Source organism: Blautia sp. DFI.6.71, from assembly GCF_020593585.1.
Lineage (GTDB): Bacteria > Bacillota > Clostridia > Lachnospirales > Lachnospiraceae > Blautia_A > Blautia_A wexlerae.
On the sequence record NZ_JAJDMJ010000027.1, the window covers coordinates 20189 to 35413 of the forward strand.

Annotated in this window: 14 protein-coding genes and 1 riboswitch; all 14 genes read right to left on the reverse strand. The window is 42.5% G+C overall.

The window, feature by feature from the left end:
* Positions 1-48 precede the first annotated feature (48 nt).
* Complete coding sequence (locus tag LJE12_RS12050) at positions 49-327, reverse strand: BMC domain-containing protein (RefSeq protein WP_005427721.1); 279 nt, start codon at positions 325-327, stop codon at positions 49-51.
* Between the two features lie 197 nt (positions 328-524).
* Positions 525-827, reverse strand: a complete 303-nt coding sequence (locus LJE12_RS12055; RefSeq protein WP_008705580.1) for a BMC domain-containing protein — start codon at positions 825-827, stop codon at positions 525-527.
* A 36-nt stretch (positions 828-863) separates the two neighbouring features.
* Positions 864-1139, reverse strand: coding sequence for a BMC domain-containing protein (locus LJE12_RS12060; protein WP_008705581.1), 276 nt, complete (start codon positions 1137-1139; stop codon positions 864-866).
* 72 nt (positions 1140-1211) lie between these two features.
* A complete protein-coding gene (locus LJE12_RS12065) occupies positions 1212-1526 on the reverse strand; it encodes a BMC domain-containing protein (RefSeq protein ID WP_008705582.1) in 315 nt (104 codons plus the stop codon).
* Positions 1527-1621: 95 nt separating this feature from the next.
* Positions 1622-2839 carry a zinc-binding dehydrogenase gene (locus LJE12_RS12070; RefSeq protein ID WP_118586957.1) on the reverse strand — a complete coding sequence of 406 codons (1218 nt, stop codon included), beginning with the start codon at positions 2837-2839 and terminating at the stop codon, positions 1622-1624.
* 25 nt (positions 2840-2864) lie between these two features.
* Positions 2865-4253: an aldehyde dehydrogenase family protein gene (locus LJE12_RS12075; protein ID WP_025580587.1), complete on the reverse strand. Its 1389-nt coding sequence runs from the start codon at positions 4251-4253 to the stop codon at positions 2865-2867.
* A 36-nt stretch (positions 4254-4289) separates the two neighbouring features.
* Positions 4290-5159 (reverse strand): class II aldolase/adducin family protein, encoded by an 870-nt coding sequence (locus LJE12_RS12080; protein ID WP_025580586.1) that lies wholly within the window; start codon positions 5157-5159, stop codon positions 4290-4292.
* A 184-nt stretch (positions 5160-5343) separates the two neighbouring features.
* Positions 5344-6135, reverse strand: coding sequence for a glycyl-radical enzyme activating protein (locus LJE12_RS12085; protein ID WP_008705586.1), 792 nt, complete (start codon positions 6133-6135; stop codon positions 5344-5346).
* Positions 6136-6208: 73 nt separating this feature from the next.
* Positions 6209-8734, reverse strand: a complete 2526-nt coding sequence (locus LJE12_RS12090) for a glycyl radical protein (RefSeq protein ID WP_173744796.1) — start codon at positions 8732-8734, stop codon at positions 6209-6211.
* A 383-nt stretch (positions 8735-9117) separates the two neighbouring features.
* Positions 9118-9501, reverse strand: a complete 384-nt coding sequence (locus tag LJE12_RS12095; protein ID WP_008705589.1) for a hypothetical protein — start codon at positions 9499-9501, stop codon at positions 9118-9120.
* A gap of 493 nt (positions 9502-9994) precedes the next feature.
* The gene (locus tag LJE12_RS12100; protein ID WP_227226893.1) at positions 9995-10999 is read right to left on the reverse strand and encodes a hypothetical protein; all 1005 of its coding nucleotides are present in this window, start codon (positions 10997-10999) and stop codon (positions 9995-9997) included.
* A 19-nt stretch (positions 11000-11018) separates the two neighbouring features.
* Positions 11019-13295, reverse strand: coding sequence for a C1 family peptidase (locus tag LJE12_RS12105; RefSeq protein WP_227226892.1), 2277 nt, complete (start codon positions 13293-13295; stop codon positions 11019-11021).
* A 410-nt stretch (positions 13296-13705) separates the two neighbouring features.
* Complete coding sequence (locus LJE12_RS12110; protein WP_008705592.1) at positions 13706-14002, reverse strand: cysteine-rich small domain-containing protein; 297 nt, start codon at positions 14000-14002, stop codon at positions 13706-13708.
* Between the two features lie 407 nt (positions 14003-14409).
* Positions 14410-14604: riboswitch (cobalamin riboswitch) on the reverse strand.
* Positions 14605-14666: 62 nt separating this feature from the next.
* Positions 14667-15182, reverse strand: coding sequence for a EutP/PduV family microcompartment system protein (locus LJE12_RS12115; protein ID WP_008705593.1), 516 nt, complete (start codon positions 15180-15182; stop codon positions 14667-14669).
* Between the last annotated feature and the right edge of the window lie 43 nt (positions 15183-15225).

The window sequence follows — 15225 nt, forward strand, 5'->3', positions numbered from 1 at the left end:
ACCATCCGGCAGTCTGCTGTGCAGATACCGGACAGTTACGATGGATTACTATTTTAATACAGGCAGGATTTTCTCTACATCTGTATGTGGTCTTGGGATTACGTGTGTAGCAACTAATTCACCAAGTCTGGATGCTGCTGCGCTTCCGCTTTCTACTGCTGATTTAACAGCTCCTACATCTCCACGTACCATAACTGTTACAAGTCCGGATCCGATCTTCTCTGTTCCTACTAATGCTACGTTAGCAGCCTTGCACATCTGGTCTGCTGCTTCGATTGCTGCTGTAAGTCCTCTGGTTTCTACCATTCCTAATGCTTCCTGTGTCATAACTTTTTCCTCCTTATGAGATACTGTTTCCTTTATCTGTTCTTTCTGGGATTCTGTTTTATTTGCTGTTTCTGCCGCCGTATCTGCCGTCTGAGCTTTTACTTCCGGTTTTGAAGAAGTTTTTGCTTTCGTTCTTCTTGGAGCGGCTGCCTTTTTAGGGGCATTTTTATCTGCTTCCGGTTTCTTCTCTTCAGCCATTATTCATCCCCCTGATTGTTCTTCCAGCGACTTGCACTTAATTCCACCATTCTGACGATTTCTTCGTGGGGACGTGCAATTACTGCATAACTTACCGGTTTCTTGATCGCACCTGTCGCTGCTGCATTTACTGCTTCTGTAACGGCAGATACATCGCCTTCAACTATAATAGTAACCAGTCGTCCGCCCAGCTTACGTTCCCATGACGCCAGCTCAACGTCTGCAGTTTTGCACATGATGTCCAGTGCATCGATTGCTGCAACGACACCAGTGATTTCTATAAATCCATATGATTTACTCATGAGCGAACTCCTTTTTTATACTTCTCAATCTGCTGGTCAGATGCTTGGAAGGATTTTCTCTACGTCTGTATGAGGTCTCGGAATTACATGAGTAGCAACTAATTCGCCAAGTCTGGATGCTGCCGCGCTTCCACTTTCTACTGCTGCCTTAACAGCTCCTACGTCTCCGCGTACCATAACTGTTACAAGTCCGGATCCAATCTTCTCTGTTCCTACTAATGCTACTTCAGCTGCTTTTGTCATTGCATCAGCTGCTTCAATTGCTGCTGTAAGTCCTCTGGTTTCTACCATTCCTAATGCTTCCTGTGCCATTTCTGCTTCCTCCTGAATCTACAAATAAATATCTGATTATATTTTAACTGATGCCCAATGGATATGCAACTGCTAATCCTTATCCAGGGCGCTGATCTTCAGCATTTTTTCCGTTCCCTCTTCCGGGTTCGGGATCACATAATGCTGTACCACACCAGTCATTCTGTTTGCAACTTCCATGCCTGCTTCCACAGCCGCTGTAACATCAGTTACACTTCCTCTGAATTTAATGCAGACAAGGAGCGGTACCGGCAGGCTGTCAGCATTGGCTGGTTTGTTTTTATCAAAAACCTCCAGGCGGACATTTGCTGCCTTGCATCCGGCATCGCCTGCTACAAAGGCTGTCGCCAGCCCGAATACCTCTAAAATTCCTACAGCTTCTGCCATTTCTTTTCTCCTCTATTGCCAGGCTTATTATTTGTTGCTACTGTTCACTCCGTTCACAGCAATACTCTTTGCGGGATATTACCGGTGAACAGCAACTATTTGTTTACAACTGCGATCTTAAGTCCTGTCATTGCCAGGTTTGTCTGAAGAGCTTCATTGATCTGCTCTAACGGGAACTTATCTGTGATCAGTTCAGACATCGGAAGACCAATTGCTTTTGCTCTCTTAAGGAAATCAAAGGTTGTTACATAATCTCTCAGAGTATATACCCAGGAACCAACCAGGTTGATCTCTTTAGAGCAGAGGTCAAAGTGCGGATTAATTGTAGCATCTCCACCATTGATGAAGAAGCCAAGTTCACAAAGACCACCACCATTGCGGATAAATTTATAAATGTTTGCATGAGCTTTCGGGTTTCCTGTGCACTGGAATGCGAAATCTGCAAGATGTCCGCCCTGAGCTTCTTTTACAGCTTCTGTCAGTGCTTCGATTCCCTTAAAGTTCATGAAGTTAACGCTTGTGTCTGCACCCATTCTCTTGGCAAATTCAAGACGTTTCTCATTTCCGTCTACTGCGCAGATATGTTCAACCCCCATAGTACGGAGTACTGCAATGCAGATCAGTCCGATCGGTCCGCAGCCCTGAACAACTACTCTGCTGTTGAAACGAAGGATTCCTGTTGTTTTTGCTCTCTCTACTGCATGTACAAGCACTGCACATGGCTCAATGAGAATTCGGGAATCCAGATCCAGATCACTTACATTAAAGAATGTAGTTCCGAAGCTTCCGCCTCTTAAGAAGATGTAATCAGAGAACCATCCGTTGAGATGTACATCATCGTCAGGAAGAAGTCCGTATACATCAGCTCCGCCTACGTTCTTCTTGTTCAGGTCAAACATTGTAATATCAGGATCATCCTTGAAGATCATACAGGTAACAACTTTGTCTCCAACCTTTACAGGTTTTCCTGCTGTGTCAACTTTAACATTCTTACCCATTGCCACGATCTCACCTGTACCTTCATGTCCAAGTGCTACCGGGATCAGGTTAAACGGATCTCTCTTAAATTCGTGTGCATCTGTACCGCATACGCCGCATCCTTCAACTTTAACCAGGATATCATCATCTCCGATTGGCGGGATTGGATATTCTTTGATGTCAAAATGCTCTTTCTCAGTTAATACAGCTACTCTGGCTGTCTTCGGGATTCCAGTTGATGCTGCCGGTGCAGAAGCTGCTGCCGGTGCATTTCCTGTCATGCCGGAGAGAACCTGTTTCACGATTTCTTCTATATTTACATTATTCATGTCCATGTTCTTTCTCTCCTTATATCAATTCTTATCGAATACAGAGACTGTCTGCCATTACGCAGCGTCTTCTCTTGGTGAATGTGCTTGCGCATGTAAGGCCTTCACCTGTACGGCTTGCAATGGTAAATGTACAGTAGCCTTCACCGCCAAATCCCAAAGCTGCATAAGACGGTGCATTCTTAACAAGAATTGCTGTATCAATTGCTTTCGCATATTTTGTGATATTATCAATATTCTTTGAATGAATATGTGCGGAATGACGATTGCCATGTTCTAACCAGACTGCCTGCTCTACTGCATCATCAAAATCTCTTGCTCTTACAACACCGAGGATCGGCATCATCAGCTCAGTAGTGATCAGAGGGTGTTCCTTTGGCCCCTCAAATACGATACAGCGGATATTTGCAGGTACATTTACTCCGATCATGGAAAGGAGTGTTCTTGCATCCCGGCCTACGCATTTACGGTTCAGCTTTCCGCCTGCCAGAACAACTTCTGTAAGTTTGTCCTGCTCTTCCTTAGAAGCAAGATAGCAGTCATTCTCAGTTACAAGATAGTGCATCAGCTCATCTACGATAGAGGAAACTGCTACGATCTCTTTCTCGGCAATACATGGAAGATTGTTATCAAATGTACATCCGTTTACAATATCTGTGGCTGCTTTGCGGACATCAGCGGTTTCATCAACCAGTGCCGGAGGATTTCCGGCGCCTGCTCCGATACCACGTTTACCGGAAGAAAGAACTGCAGTTACAACTCCAGGTCCGCCGGTTGCAGCGATAAGCGGGATGTCTTTATGTTTCATCATCACATTGCTTGTCTCAAGTGTAGGTTTCTCTACAGTAACTGCAATGTTGTCAGGACCACCACACTCTAATGATGCTTCATTTAAAAGATTGATTGCATAAATGGAAGTTTTGATCGCTGCAGGATGAGGATTGAATACAACTGTATTTCCTCCTGCAAGCATTCCCATTGTATTACATAAAATTGTTTCACTTGGGTTGGTACATGGAGTGATCGCACCGATCACACCAAAAGGTCCCATCTCGATAAGAGTTAATCCTCTGTCTCCGGACCATGCAGTTGTTGTAATAACTTCTGTTCCGGGAGTCTTGTCAGCTACAAGATGATGTTTGAGGATCTTGTCCCCAACATTTCCCATACCTGTTTCCTCCACGCCCATACGAGCCATTACTTCTGCGTTTTCTTTTATTTTCTTACGGATGCAGGTAATTATTTTTTCTCTCTGATCCATGGACATCTTCTTTACGATAAGCTGTGATTTCTTCGCCGCTTCGATCGCATCATTCATTTCTTTGAAAATACCATGTTTACCAGTCGGAGCGTCTGCAATCTGCATTTTTGCCATTACTTCCTGTACAATTTCCTGTACCATATTCTCATTAATTGGCATGAGACTGTCCTCCTTGATTATCGGTCATCTATACTCTTATTTCATTCCTAACTGAGCCATTACCTGTTTTGTGATCTCAGCAACTAATTCAGCTTCAGATTTGTCTGCTGTTCCTGCTTCCGGCTGGGAATCTCCGCCGCCTACGAAATCATACTGATATCCAGGGAATTTCTTGAATTCGCCGTCATGACATGCGCCGCCGCAGTTATGGCAGTTATGGCCATCTTTATTCAGGCAGAGGTTTGCAGGATGCTTGCCTGCCATACCGAATTTACGGCGGATTTCATACAGTTTCTTAATGTTCTTCTCATCAAATTCCTTAGGTCCGCCAAGAACTTTTGACTGATACAGAAGCTGTGCGTAGAACTCAACAGATTCCATCTTCATGTAAGCTGCGTTTAAGTCTGTGCTCCATGTCAGTGCTCCATGGTTCTCAAGAAGAACTGCATCGAAATATGGAAGGTATTTCTCAAGATTATCCGGAATCTCCATTGTAGATGGTGTACCGTATTCAGCGATCGGAACGCATCCAAGTGAGATAACTGCTTCAGGCATGATCGGCTGTGTCAGCGGAATACCTGCAATTGCAAAAGATGTTGCATAAATCGGATGAGCATGCACAACAGAACCTACGTCCGGTCTCTTCTCATAAACTCTCATATGCATTTTGATTTCAGAGGATGGTTTGAATCCCGGGTTAGCCTGGATCACATTTCCTTCTCTGTCTACTTTACAGATATACTCCGGTGTCATAAAACCTTTGGATACACCTGTAGGTGTGCAAAGAAATTCGTTGTCGTTCAGTTTTACAGAGATGTTACCATCGTTTGCAGCTACCATGTTGCGGCTGTAGATTCTTCTTCCGATGTCGCAGATCTGTTTTTTGATTTCATATTCGTTTACCATGCTCATTTTCCTCCTTAAGGCATTGATATAGTTTTTGACGTTTCTATCTGTGATTTTACACTATCGGTCATAAAAAGTCAATACATTTCCGTTGTTTTATGTTGTTTTTACGGGTTTTATTGTGTTGTTTTTGTTTGTTTTTTCTTTTTTTATTCCAATAATCGTATCAGATGCAAAAAATGCCTTATCCACCGATCTGACAGTCCAGACCGCAGACCGCATGTACTGCCTTTTTTAATGTTTCCATATGTTCTTTGGACGGTGGTTCCACATTTCCCATCAGATATGGTCTGCCAAGTCCCTCATATTTATCCTGTCCAAGTCTGTGATACGGAAGAAGATGAATCTTGTCCACTCCGGGAAGTGTGTCTGCAAACCTTGCAATCCCCTGGATTTCCTCCACTGTATCATTAAATGTGGGTATCACCGGTACACGGATTACCAGCCTGGTTTTACCGGAAAGCGCCACTTTTCTGGCATTTTCCATCATCAGTTCATTGGAACGTCCTGTAAATTCTTTATGCTTCGCAGGATTTGTATGTTTAATATCCATTAAATAAGTATCCAGATACGGTAAGATTGTCTCAATCGTCTCCCATTTTGCACATGCCATACTCTCGATCGCAGTAGAAATCCCTCTCTCTTTGGCAGCTCTCAGAAGTGCTCCTGCAAATTCCGGCTGACAGAGACATTCTCCGCCGGAAAGAGTCATACCTCCGCCCGAGCGATAATAGTATACCCTGTCTTTCTCAACTTCTTCAATCATCTCCCTGACTGTCACATCACGTCCGATGACCTTGTCTTCTCCCTGCACTTTCATTGTCTGGATTTTATATTCCTGAGATTCCGGATTACAGCACCATTTGCACCGCAGGACACAACCTTTCAGAAATACGATCGTCCTTATACCCGGTCCATCATGAATAGAATATTTCTGGACATCAAACACTCTGCCCTTTGTATCCAAATAGTCCATGCTTTTCCTTTCTTATTCTGTTATCCATACATCCTCTGCCTGTCACTTTTACTTCCTGCAAAAAACGTCTGGATCAGAAGCCCTGTTCTGTACGACGGATGATGTCATCCTGAAGGGAACGGGAAAGTGTCGTAAACAGTGCACTGTAGCCTGCCACGCGTACTACCAGATGTTTGTATTTCTCAGGATGTTCCTGTGCATCCAGCAGTGTCTGCCTGTCAACTACATTAAACTGCATGTGCATTCCCTTCTGGTCAAAGTATCCGCGGATCAGTGCAACGAATTTCTCCAGTCCCTCTCTTCCTGAAAGTGCGGATGGGTGAAATTTCTGATTAAAGAGTGTTCCGTTGGATACAATAAAATGATCCAGTCTGGATACGGAAGTTGCCGCTGCCGTAGGTCCCTTTACATCCTTGCCCGCAGATGGCGAAACGCCGTCTGCAACAGGTGTGTGTGCATATCTTCCATCCGGCGTCGCTCCTGTCTGTCCGCCCAGCGGTACATTTGCAGATACAGGATACAGACCTGCCTGGAACTTTCCGCCTCTTGGATTGTTATACTTCTGAAGCGGTTTGGAATATGTATAGGCAACTTCTCTTGCAAAATAATCAACTTCCGGAATATCATTTCCAAATTTCGGAACTTCATCGATCATATCGTGGATTTCTTTGAATCTCTGTATCTTCTGTTCACCCGGTTTCATCCCCATGAAAGTTTTCAGAAGTCCTTCTGCAGTGGAAGCATCCACATTTCTGCCTGCTTTCTGCATTGCCTTCATGATCATTTCTGTCATATCACCGGCGGACTGCGCATCCAGTCCTTTATCATAGTTCCATGCAAGAGCTTCCTTAAGTTCTTTCATAGATACTTTCTTATCCTCATAGACCAGTTTGCGGATTGCAAAAAGTCCATCTGCCATATTGGCGATTCCAAATCCCTGAGGACCTGTAAAGTTGTAAACAGCTCCACCTTCCTGGACAGACTTGCCTTCTTTCAGACAGTCATCTATCATACAGGAAAGGAATGGTAACGGACAGCGTTCCGCATGAGCTACATCAATAGCATTATCTGCATTCACCAGCAGGGAAATGCAGTATTCCATCTGTTTCTTATATGCGTCAAAGAATTCATCAAAGGTCTTCATCTGAGTGACATCGCCGGTAGGGATTCCCACCATCTCACCTTTATCCATACCATTCGAAAAAACAAGTTCCAGAGGTCTGCACATATTAAAGAATGCGGCATCATGCCACCCTTCTGTCTTACCGGCTTTCTGCGGTTCCACACATCCGATGATATTGTACTCTCTGGCATCCTCCAGAGATAAGCCTCTGTTCTGCAGTGCCGGAATAATCACCTCATCATTGTAATATGCAGGAAGTCCGATTCCTGTTCTCGTAAGCTCGGCTGCCTTTATCAGGAATTCATGCGGAGAACCATTCCATACTCTCACAGAAAGTGATGGAGCCGGAAGATGCACATGCATGGATGCCTGAATACACATAACAGAAAGATCGTTAGTTACATCCTCTCCCTCTTTATTCTGACCACCCGCGATCAGATTCTGGAAAAGGCTATATCCTGCAAATCCTTCCGCTGAAGCCGCATCACGACATTTATTCAGGTCATTTAATTTAACCCAGATGCAATCCATCAATTCCTGTGCGAACTCTCGGGTAATAGTTCCTGCTTCCATATCCTTCTTATAATATGGATACATATACTGATCAAAGCGCCCCGGTGAAATAGAATGTCCACTGGATTCCATCTGAAGAAGCTGCTGTACAAACCAGAATGACTGACATGCCTCATAGAAATTCTGTGCACCCTTTGCCGGTACCCTGCTGCAGTTCTCTGCGATAACAAAAAGTTCCTGTTTTCTTACCGGATCACTTGTCTGTGCCGCCATTTCCTGCGCAAGTTTTGCATATCTGCCTGCATAATCGATCACCGCCTTACAGCTTAAAATCACTGCCTCAAGGAAGTGAGACTTTCTTGCATAATTACCGTCACCGACACTGCATCCATCCAGCTCTTTCCGAGCCTTCTCCATGATTCCCTCAAAACCGGTTTCCAGTACTTCCCAGTATTTAACTGTTACATGTCCTACACCATTGTAAAAATAATTTCCAGGTGTAAAAATATTGTGTTCAATTGCCTTGATTGCTTCCGGTGCCATATAGGAAGTTGCAAGTTCACTGGTTGTTTTCCCTTTCCAGTACTTATCTGCCTCCTTAAGTTCGGCTTTGGTCTCCTCAGCAATCTCAAAAGGATCCGCAGTTCTGGTCGCAACTGTATCCAGTTCAGCTTCCAGCCACTCATAAGAGAACTCCGGAAATGTCTGACATCCCCTCGGCGCAATCGTACTGCTTCCGACAATCAGTTCATTGTCACGGATAATGATCGGAATGTTATGAAGAATATGCGCAAAAGCCTTTGCTCTGCGTGTGATGATCGGTTCTCCTTCTGTTTCCTTATAAGATTCTGTGATCAGCTTTGCTCTGGCTGATTCGATCACCGGCATATGTTCATACAATGCATCTACCAGTTTCTGAATTCTGGGAGACTTGGGAATATCTGATGTTTGAAATTTTTCCATGTTACTCCTTTCTCATGAATAAAAGCTGCACCCATACCAGACCCCAATACATTCCGGTATCATTCTGACAGCAATATCCTCCATGTTTTCATATAGATTCATTATACCTTATGGCTATCGCGAAGTCAACATAAATCAACATGTATATTCTGAACTTTTATGTTGTTTTTTATTTGTTTTTTCTTCCGTTCTGGTTGTTTTTGTTTTGTTTTTATGATTGACATTTCATTTTTCTTCAGACACGTTAAAAGCAGCATATCAGGTTATGATCCATAACTCTGATATGCTGCTTTTTAATATCGTATATTGTTTTTTCTGCATCGGATGACTTTAATGAGAATGCTTTTCCATCGCTGCACTCCCATATATTCATATGCACTTAACTATTGTTTCCTGTTCTCTTTTTGTTCTCTGGCTTCTCTTACTTTCTCCCTCTGTTTCGTCAGATCGTAATAATCATCTGTAAGAACCCCATGTTTTCGCATCATATCAAACACAGTCTGCTGAGCAGGTGTCATCTTCATGCCAATAGAATTATTATAATCCGTAAGAACGCATCCTGTTTTCTCAATCAGCCAGAACAGCGGAGAATCATCATCCGGGATCATTTTCCAGATTTCGTTCTCTGTCCATGGAAGCAATTCCATCATTCCATGAAGATGTCCTCTGGGTATTCTTACGTAATCGCCGTCCGGCTTGATCAGACCGTCAGAAAAGTTCTCATCCTTAATTTTCATCTCATTTAACAGTTCTTCCGTTATCTTCATCCTCTTTTCCTCACCCTCGAGTATTGCTTTTTTCTATTATACGTTTCCCGCCAGAGTTACGCAAGTAAAAAGTCTGAATAGCCTCTTTCCTCAAAATATATGTTACTGTTCACTCCGTTCTCAGTAACACGCTTCGCGATGCACAGAATTTATGCTAATCGCATAAATTCGCGCGGTATATCTCGGGTTTTCTGTGACCTTCGCTCACAAAAAACACCTCGCGGGATATTACCAGTGAACAGTAACAAATATATCACGTTCTATAAAATTCCATCTTGATTAAATTGCAAAAAAATTGTAGACTATATATGCACACACATTAATAGTTTTTGTTAATTAAGACTGATTTGAGGTTTCCTCATAACGTCTCAATTATACACACACATTTTCTAAAAAGAGCAGCTGCATCATCCGATGCGCTGCTCTTTTAGTTCCACTGTTTATTTTGTAACTGTTCTCTGCCGTCGACGGCATTCTTTAATGATTTTAACTCTTACTTTTTCTTCTTCAGGAAATAAATAAGTAAAATTATGATAACAATAATCCCGATACCACTAATCCAGATTACAGGATTCTTCATTCCTGAATCTGCTTTTACATTCTTTCCTGATGTTTTCTGACTCTGCTTATCATCGGATTCCTTGTCTTCTGTCGAAGCAGGCGTCTCTGTTTCTTCCGGTGTTGGCATTGCTTCTTCTGTAGGTGTTGCCTCCGGTGTCGGTGTTGCTTCTTCTGTAGGTGTTGCCTCCGGTGTCGGTGTCACTTTTTCTGTAGGTGTTACCTCTGGTGTTGGTGTGGCTTTCGGAGTTGGAGTTGCTTCCGGTGTTGGTGTAACAGCAGCCACCGGAACATTTCCTGATGTGCCTGTAGCCTCCGGTGCATCTGCGGATACATTTTCATTTACGTAATCTGTATCACGATCAAGATTCAGCCATCCCTGTGTCACACCATCTGTGTCTGTTTTCCCCCAGTTTGTTCCGTCTTCTCCCTGAACATACTGAAAAATATGTACAGTTGTCCCATCTGCGATTCCCTCTGTTCCTGAAACCTGATCAAATTTCTCTCCAGGTCCGTTATAAACCGATACGTTTCCATCGTTTCCATGAACCTTTACTTCGAAATCCACATCTTTGCCTCCGAAAGTACGATATTCCTCATTGGCAGCTTCTTCTCTGGAAGCCGGATCCAGATCATCCATAGGAACATATCCGTTCATTCCATGGTACTGTGCATATGCCCATTTTTTATTGTCTGCTCCATTCTTCTCACCCAGAACGTGAATGGCAGTTCCATTTGGAATCTTGCTGTCATTCAGTTTAACACTCTGAGTGTCTGCTTCATCATAAATATCTACCCCGCCCTGTGTACTCTGTACGATCATATAATAATCTGTTACATAATCCGGATTCTGACCCTTTCCGTCATCCGCATAAACAGAAACCACTGTCAGAATAAAGCACAGTACCATTGCTATTACTGTTCCAAACCTTCTCTTCATAATCTCTTTCCTTCATTTCCTATTTTCTTTTTACAGCAGATGAACTTTTATATTTGCTGTATGTATTTCCATATGGCTCTTTAACATATGCTTTTACCGCATAATAGTATGATACACCTTTTTGTGCTTTTTTGTCCAGATAAGAAGAACTATTTCCATTGGAAATTTTCTTTATCAATTGATAGGAACCACCTTTTTTCTTTCTGTAAATATAATAGCCGTCACATTTTTTCTGAGGCTTCCACCGGATACGGATTCCATTTTTCTCAGATTTCACAGAAGTAACCTTCTGCACTGCAGGTGCTGCTTTAATCACATCGCCGGTTTTATATTTACCTGAATATCTTTTTCCGGATGCTTCATAATATGCTTTTACTGTATAACGGTATGATGCATTAGCCGTAACCTTACTATCTTTATATTTTAATTCCGATGTCCCGACATCTGCAATTTGGGACCACTTCCCACCTACTGCAGGTTTTCTGTACACATAATATCCTGTAGCTCCGGAAACTTTTTTCCATGAAATAAGGTTGTATCCGGAATTATATGCCTTCACCTGAAATACCGGTGTATCCGGCACCCATGACTGATTCAGGGTCCTTGTATGTGCCTTGATCCTTGCCGTCCAGTTTTTCGTCTTTCCATCTGTCCACCTGGCCGTTTCCGATGCACTCTTATAGAATGTCTGCCCTGTTTCTATCCCCGCCGTACAGGTAAACCAGTTTCCATAACTGGACTTTGCTTCCACTCCAAAGCTGATTTTTTCAATCCCACTGTTTGTGATCACAACAGAATATCTGCTTCCCTGTTTCAAAACCACCTCTGGTACACTGATAGTCTGTACACCTGCGATTGGCTGTTCAAACTCATATGGAGCAGCATATGCAGCGGTCCCGCTTTCCGGGTCATATGGATCTGTCAGATCGGTGTATATCTGAATTTTGTAACAGGCATTGTCACTGTTTGTAACAAGATTAACCTCCCCTAGGACTTCTGCTTTTCCCTTTCCTGCAGTTGTCTCATAAACTGCTGCTACTGACTGTCCCGCCTGTATCGGAATCACTGAAAGTGCTGAAGAACCATCATAAAAATAATTATTCCTATACTTTTGATCCAAAGCAGCCACTGCCTCTGCACTTACAAGTTTACTGATATTGGGATCCTGATAAGAAAGATAGTAATATCCTCCGTCTCCTTTCTTCTCCCCCCAACTGTTTTTGATGATCCACGCACCATCAGATGTTACATTGGAAACAGGAAGGAAATTATCCTTTGAATACGTATCATCCCATCCGACCACTGTCACAATATGATTAATTACAGTCGAATTTGATTTTCCAACAGGATAACAATATGCTGCTGTGTCCGGGTTTACATAATTTTCCTTCATATAAAGCATAATGGATACTGCATGGTCATTCAGCAACATTTCCTTCATACGTTCCTCACTGTATTTGGAAACAGATGCATTTTTCAGATATGCCGCTGAATTATAAGCCTTACTTCCCGGAATCTGTACAGTCAGATCCTGCTGATGCGAAGAATCCGTAGGAAATGGTACATCGGCCTCTGTAGTCATTCCCGACCATGTACTGAGATAAATAGCCGCCAGGTGATCATTACCTCCTATTACATGATAATTTCCCAGTACATAATTCTTATCATCGGGGGTATTTCCAAGAGGATCATTCTGTCTGTTGGAGAAAAAATATGATAAATGTTCTTCTGACAGATCGTAGGTTCCTTTGTTCTGTGCCAGAAGCGAAGTCTCCATGATTGCTGCCATACCAAAAGCCCAGCAGGTTCCAAATGGATTCTGATTCTTTACGGGCGTAACTAATCCTTCCTTTCTGGCATCATAGGAAGATGGAAATGCAGCCTCCCTGTTTCCATATGCAGCATAAACTGATGTCAGATCACTCTCCACTTCAATTCCCGGATCCAAAGGTTTTAAATTTTTAAAGGGTTCCAGTTCTTCCTTTCTTTCCTCTTCTGTCAACGGACGACCCTTAATATACCTGATTCCGTCTGTACCCTCTTCTGAGTTTTCTCCATCCTGAAACTCCTGTTTTGCATCATCGCTTCCGAACAATTCTGCATCCGATCCCGTATCTGTTCCAAATTCATCTGCCTGTGAACTTTGAAATTCTTTCAGATCTGATGTATTTTCTTCTGTCTCCCTGTTGACTCCGGATCCAAACATTTCCTGACCCGCAGCGGGTACCGATGTACAAACCATTGAATAAGCCAGAAAAACTGACAATGCGCGTATCGCTGTATTTCTTTTTTTCATGTAGTAGTTAACTCCCTTACATAAATATAATATCATTATATCAGTATCTTTTTTGTTTTTCAACCATGATCAATGACAAAAACCGTCGGAAAACAGTGAATTTTCCCTGTTTTCCGACGGCTCTATGTAGAAATGCAGAGCTCTGCCGACAAGAAAATGTCGCCAGGAAAAGACGTCAAATGCCTGTGATGCATTTTCTTCTGTGCATGTGAAAAGTGTGAAAAATGTGTGTGAAATGCTTTATATACTAACTCAGAACAGACTTGAAAATCTTACAGACTCTTCTCTTTTGCTATCCTTATTCTAGCAGAACAAGCATTGTATTACAATGAAAATCGTTCTTTCTTATTTGTGCTAATCTGACACATTGTTACTGTTCACTCCGTTCTAAGCAGCAACGCATTCTCCTCTTATTTGCTGATACTTTCCTTTGCTCTTTTCATCATATCAGCCAGTTCCTGGTATTTTCCTGTGACATACCCATAGTTTTTTCGCTTATGCGGAAGCATACAGTTTGTGCAGTCTTTAATTCCCTTTTCCGTATACCGGAAATTCCCACCGCATTTCTCACCCAGGGCATATAGCGGGCAATAACAAAACAGACAGTTAAAATCATCCGGATCTGCATTCTTATGACACGGAAAAAATTCACATTTCTTATGGCTGAAATAAGAATATTCTTTCCCTTCCCAATAAGGTTTCTCCATTGCTACCTCTCCTCTCCTGTTGCAAGTTTTTATCTTTCCAGAATAATTCCGTTTTCTCATTCTCCATCAATCCCACCCATCAGAGGACGAAATAAAAAAAATACTCTAATAAATTATCAATTTCTCTTCACATAACAAAGCATTGAAAATTCATTACAGTATTTTTCACAGATCATACATTTAAAATTAATAAGAGGGAGCGATGCTACCCCGGGGTAGAAAAAAATCCGTTCATGAGTGCGCGGAGGGAACGAATAAATCCGAAGTAGTATCGCCTGCCATTTAATCATGTATAATTCATAAAGAACAGGCGCATTCCATAAAAAATGTCTGCCTTCAGATAAAAGCAGACAACACTCCGAAGCTGCGGATTCAACGGAGTTGGTTGTTACACTTTACACGGAAGTTTAACCTCGCCATACCAAGCAGGTTTCCTGGCTCCAGGCTCATCGCTCCTCTCTCCTTCTCATGCTATGGCACAATGGACATTCTGAGATTTGCTCCTCTGTTACAGTGACCGGATCGCTCAGGTTTCTCACCTGATTCCCTCTTTCTGTACTGCTCTTTCTCACAGTATCAGCACTTAATATGTTCTGTATGGAATTATACTGTCATTATAATAACACCCTGCAACAAGCTTGTCAACTATTTATCAATATATTTTTCAATATTCCACACCTTCCGGCAGCGGATCCCATTCATTCAGACCAAGACTCTGTCTGAATTTTGCTTCTTCCAGACTCAGCTTTGGAACATCCTCATTCAAAAACGCTCTCAGCTCATCAATCCCCTCTCCGGTCACATTGTTTACCAGAAAAATTCTTTCACATCCTGCATTCAGCATCCACTGACGCACCATTGGAACATTCGCATAAGGAGAATCTATTTTCGTAATGATTCCTATCAGTGGTCTCAGAATAAATGCATTACTGCCATAGCCAAACAAACTGAAAGGTTCATCTGCTGACTGTACCATTGCCACCACATCTGCTTCAAAAGAAAAACAGGCCAGCCCTACGCTGAAATGCTTGGACTCTGCATACTCTCCCGGAGAATCAATGGTATCATCATCCGTATTCGTATACTGCGTTTTTACATAATGAAGTTTTTCGCCTTTTAATGCCTGCGTTAATGAAGTCTTACCTGCTTCACTTCTGCCCATCAGAAATATTTTCTTCATATTTAATGTCTGTCCCTTTCACTTCTCTCAGCTATTCCGGCAG

Bases quoted from the DNA above. Each gene is read 5' to 3' on its own strand.
- LJE12_RS12095 (WP_008705589.1), bottom strand. From the start codon at position 9,501: ATGAAGATAACGGAAGAACTGTTAAATGAGATGAAAATTAAGGATGAG.
- LJE12_RS12115 (WP_008705593.1), bottom strand. From the start codon at position 15,182: ATGAAGAAAATATTTCTGATGGGCAGAAGTGAAGCAGGTAAGACTTCA.
- LJE12_RS12070 (WP_118586957.1), bottom strand. From the start codon at position 2,839: ATGGACATGAATAATGTAAATATAGAAGAAATCGTGAAACAGGTTCTC.
- LJE12_RS12105 (WP_227226892.1), bottom strand. From the start codon at position 13,295: ATGAAAAAAAGAAATACAGCGATACGCGCATTGTCAGTTTTTCTGGCT.
- LJE12_RS12065 (WP_008705582.1), bottom strand. From the start codon at position 1,526: ATGGCAGAAGCTGTAGGAATTTTAGAGGTATTCGGGCTGGCGACAGCC.
- LJE12_RS12080 (WP_025580586.1), bottom strand. From the start codon at position 5,159: ATGGTAAACGAATATGAAATCAAAAAACAGATCTGCGACATCGGAAGA.
- LJE12_RS12075 (WP_025580587.1), bottom strand. From the start codon at position 4,253: ATGCCAATTAATGAGAATATGGTACAGGAAATTGTACAGGAAGTAATG.
- LJE12_RS12100 (WP_227226893.1), bottom strand. From the start codon at position 10,999: ATGAAGAGAAGGTTTGGAACAGTAATAGCAATGGTACTGTGCTTTATT.
- LJE12_RS12085 (WP_008705586.1), bottom strand. From the start codon at position 6,135: ATGGACTATTTGGATACAAAGGGCAGAGTGTTTGATGTCCAGAAATAT.
- LJE12_RS12090 (WP_173744796.1), bottom strand. From the start codon at position 8,734: ATGGAAAAATTTCAAACATCAGATATTCCCAAGTCTCCCAGAATTCAG.
- LJE12_RS12055 (WP_008705580.1), bottom strand. From the start codon at position 827: ATGAGTAAATCATATGGATTTATAGAAATCACTGGTGTCGTTGCAGCA.
- LJE12_RS12060 (WP_008705581.1), bottom strand. From the start codon at position 1,139: ATGGCACAGGAAGCATTAGGAATGGTAGAAACCAGAGGACTTACAGCA.
- LJE12_RS12050 (WP_005427721.1), bottom strand. From the start codon at position 327: ATGACACAGGAAGCATTAGGAATGGTAGAAACCAGAGGACTTACAGCA.
- LJE12_RS12110 (WP_008705592.1), bottom strand. From the start codon at position 14,002: ATGGAGAAACCTTATTGGGAAGGGAAAGAATATTCTTATTTCAGCCAT.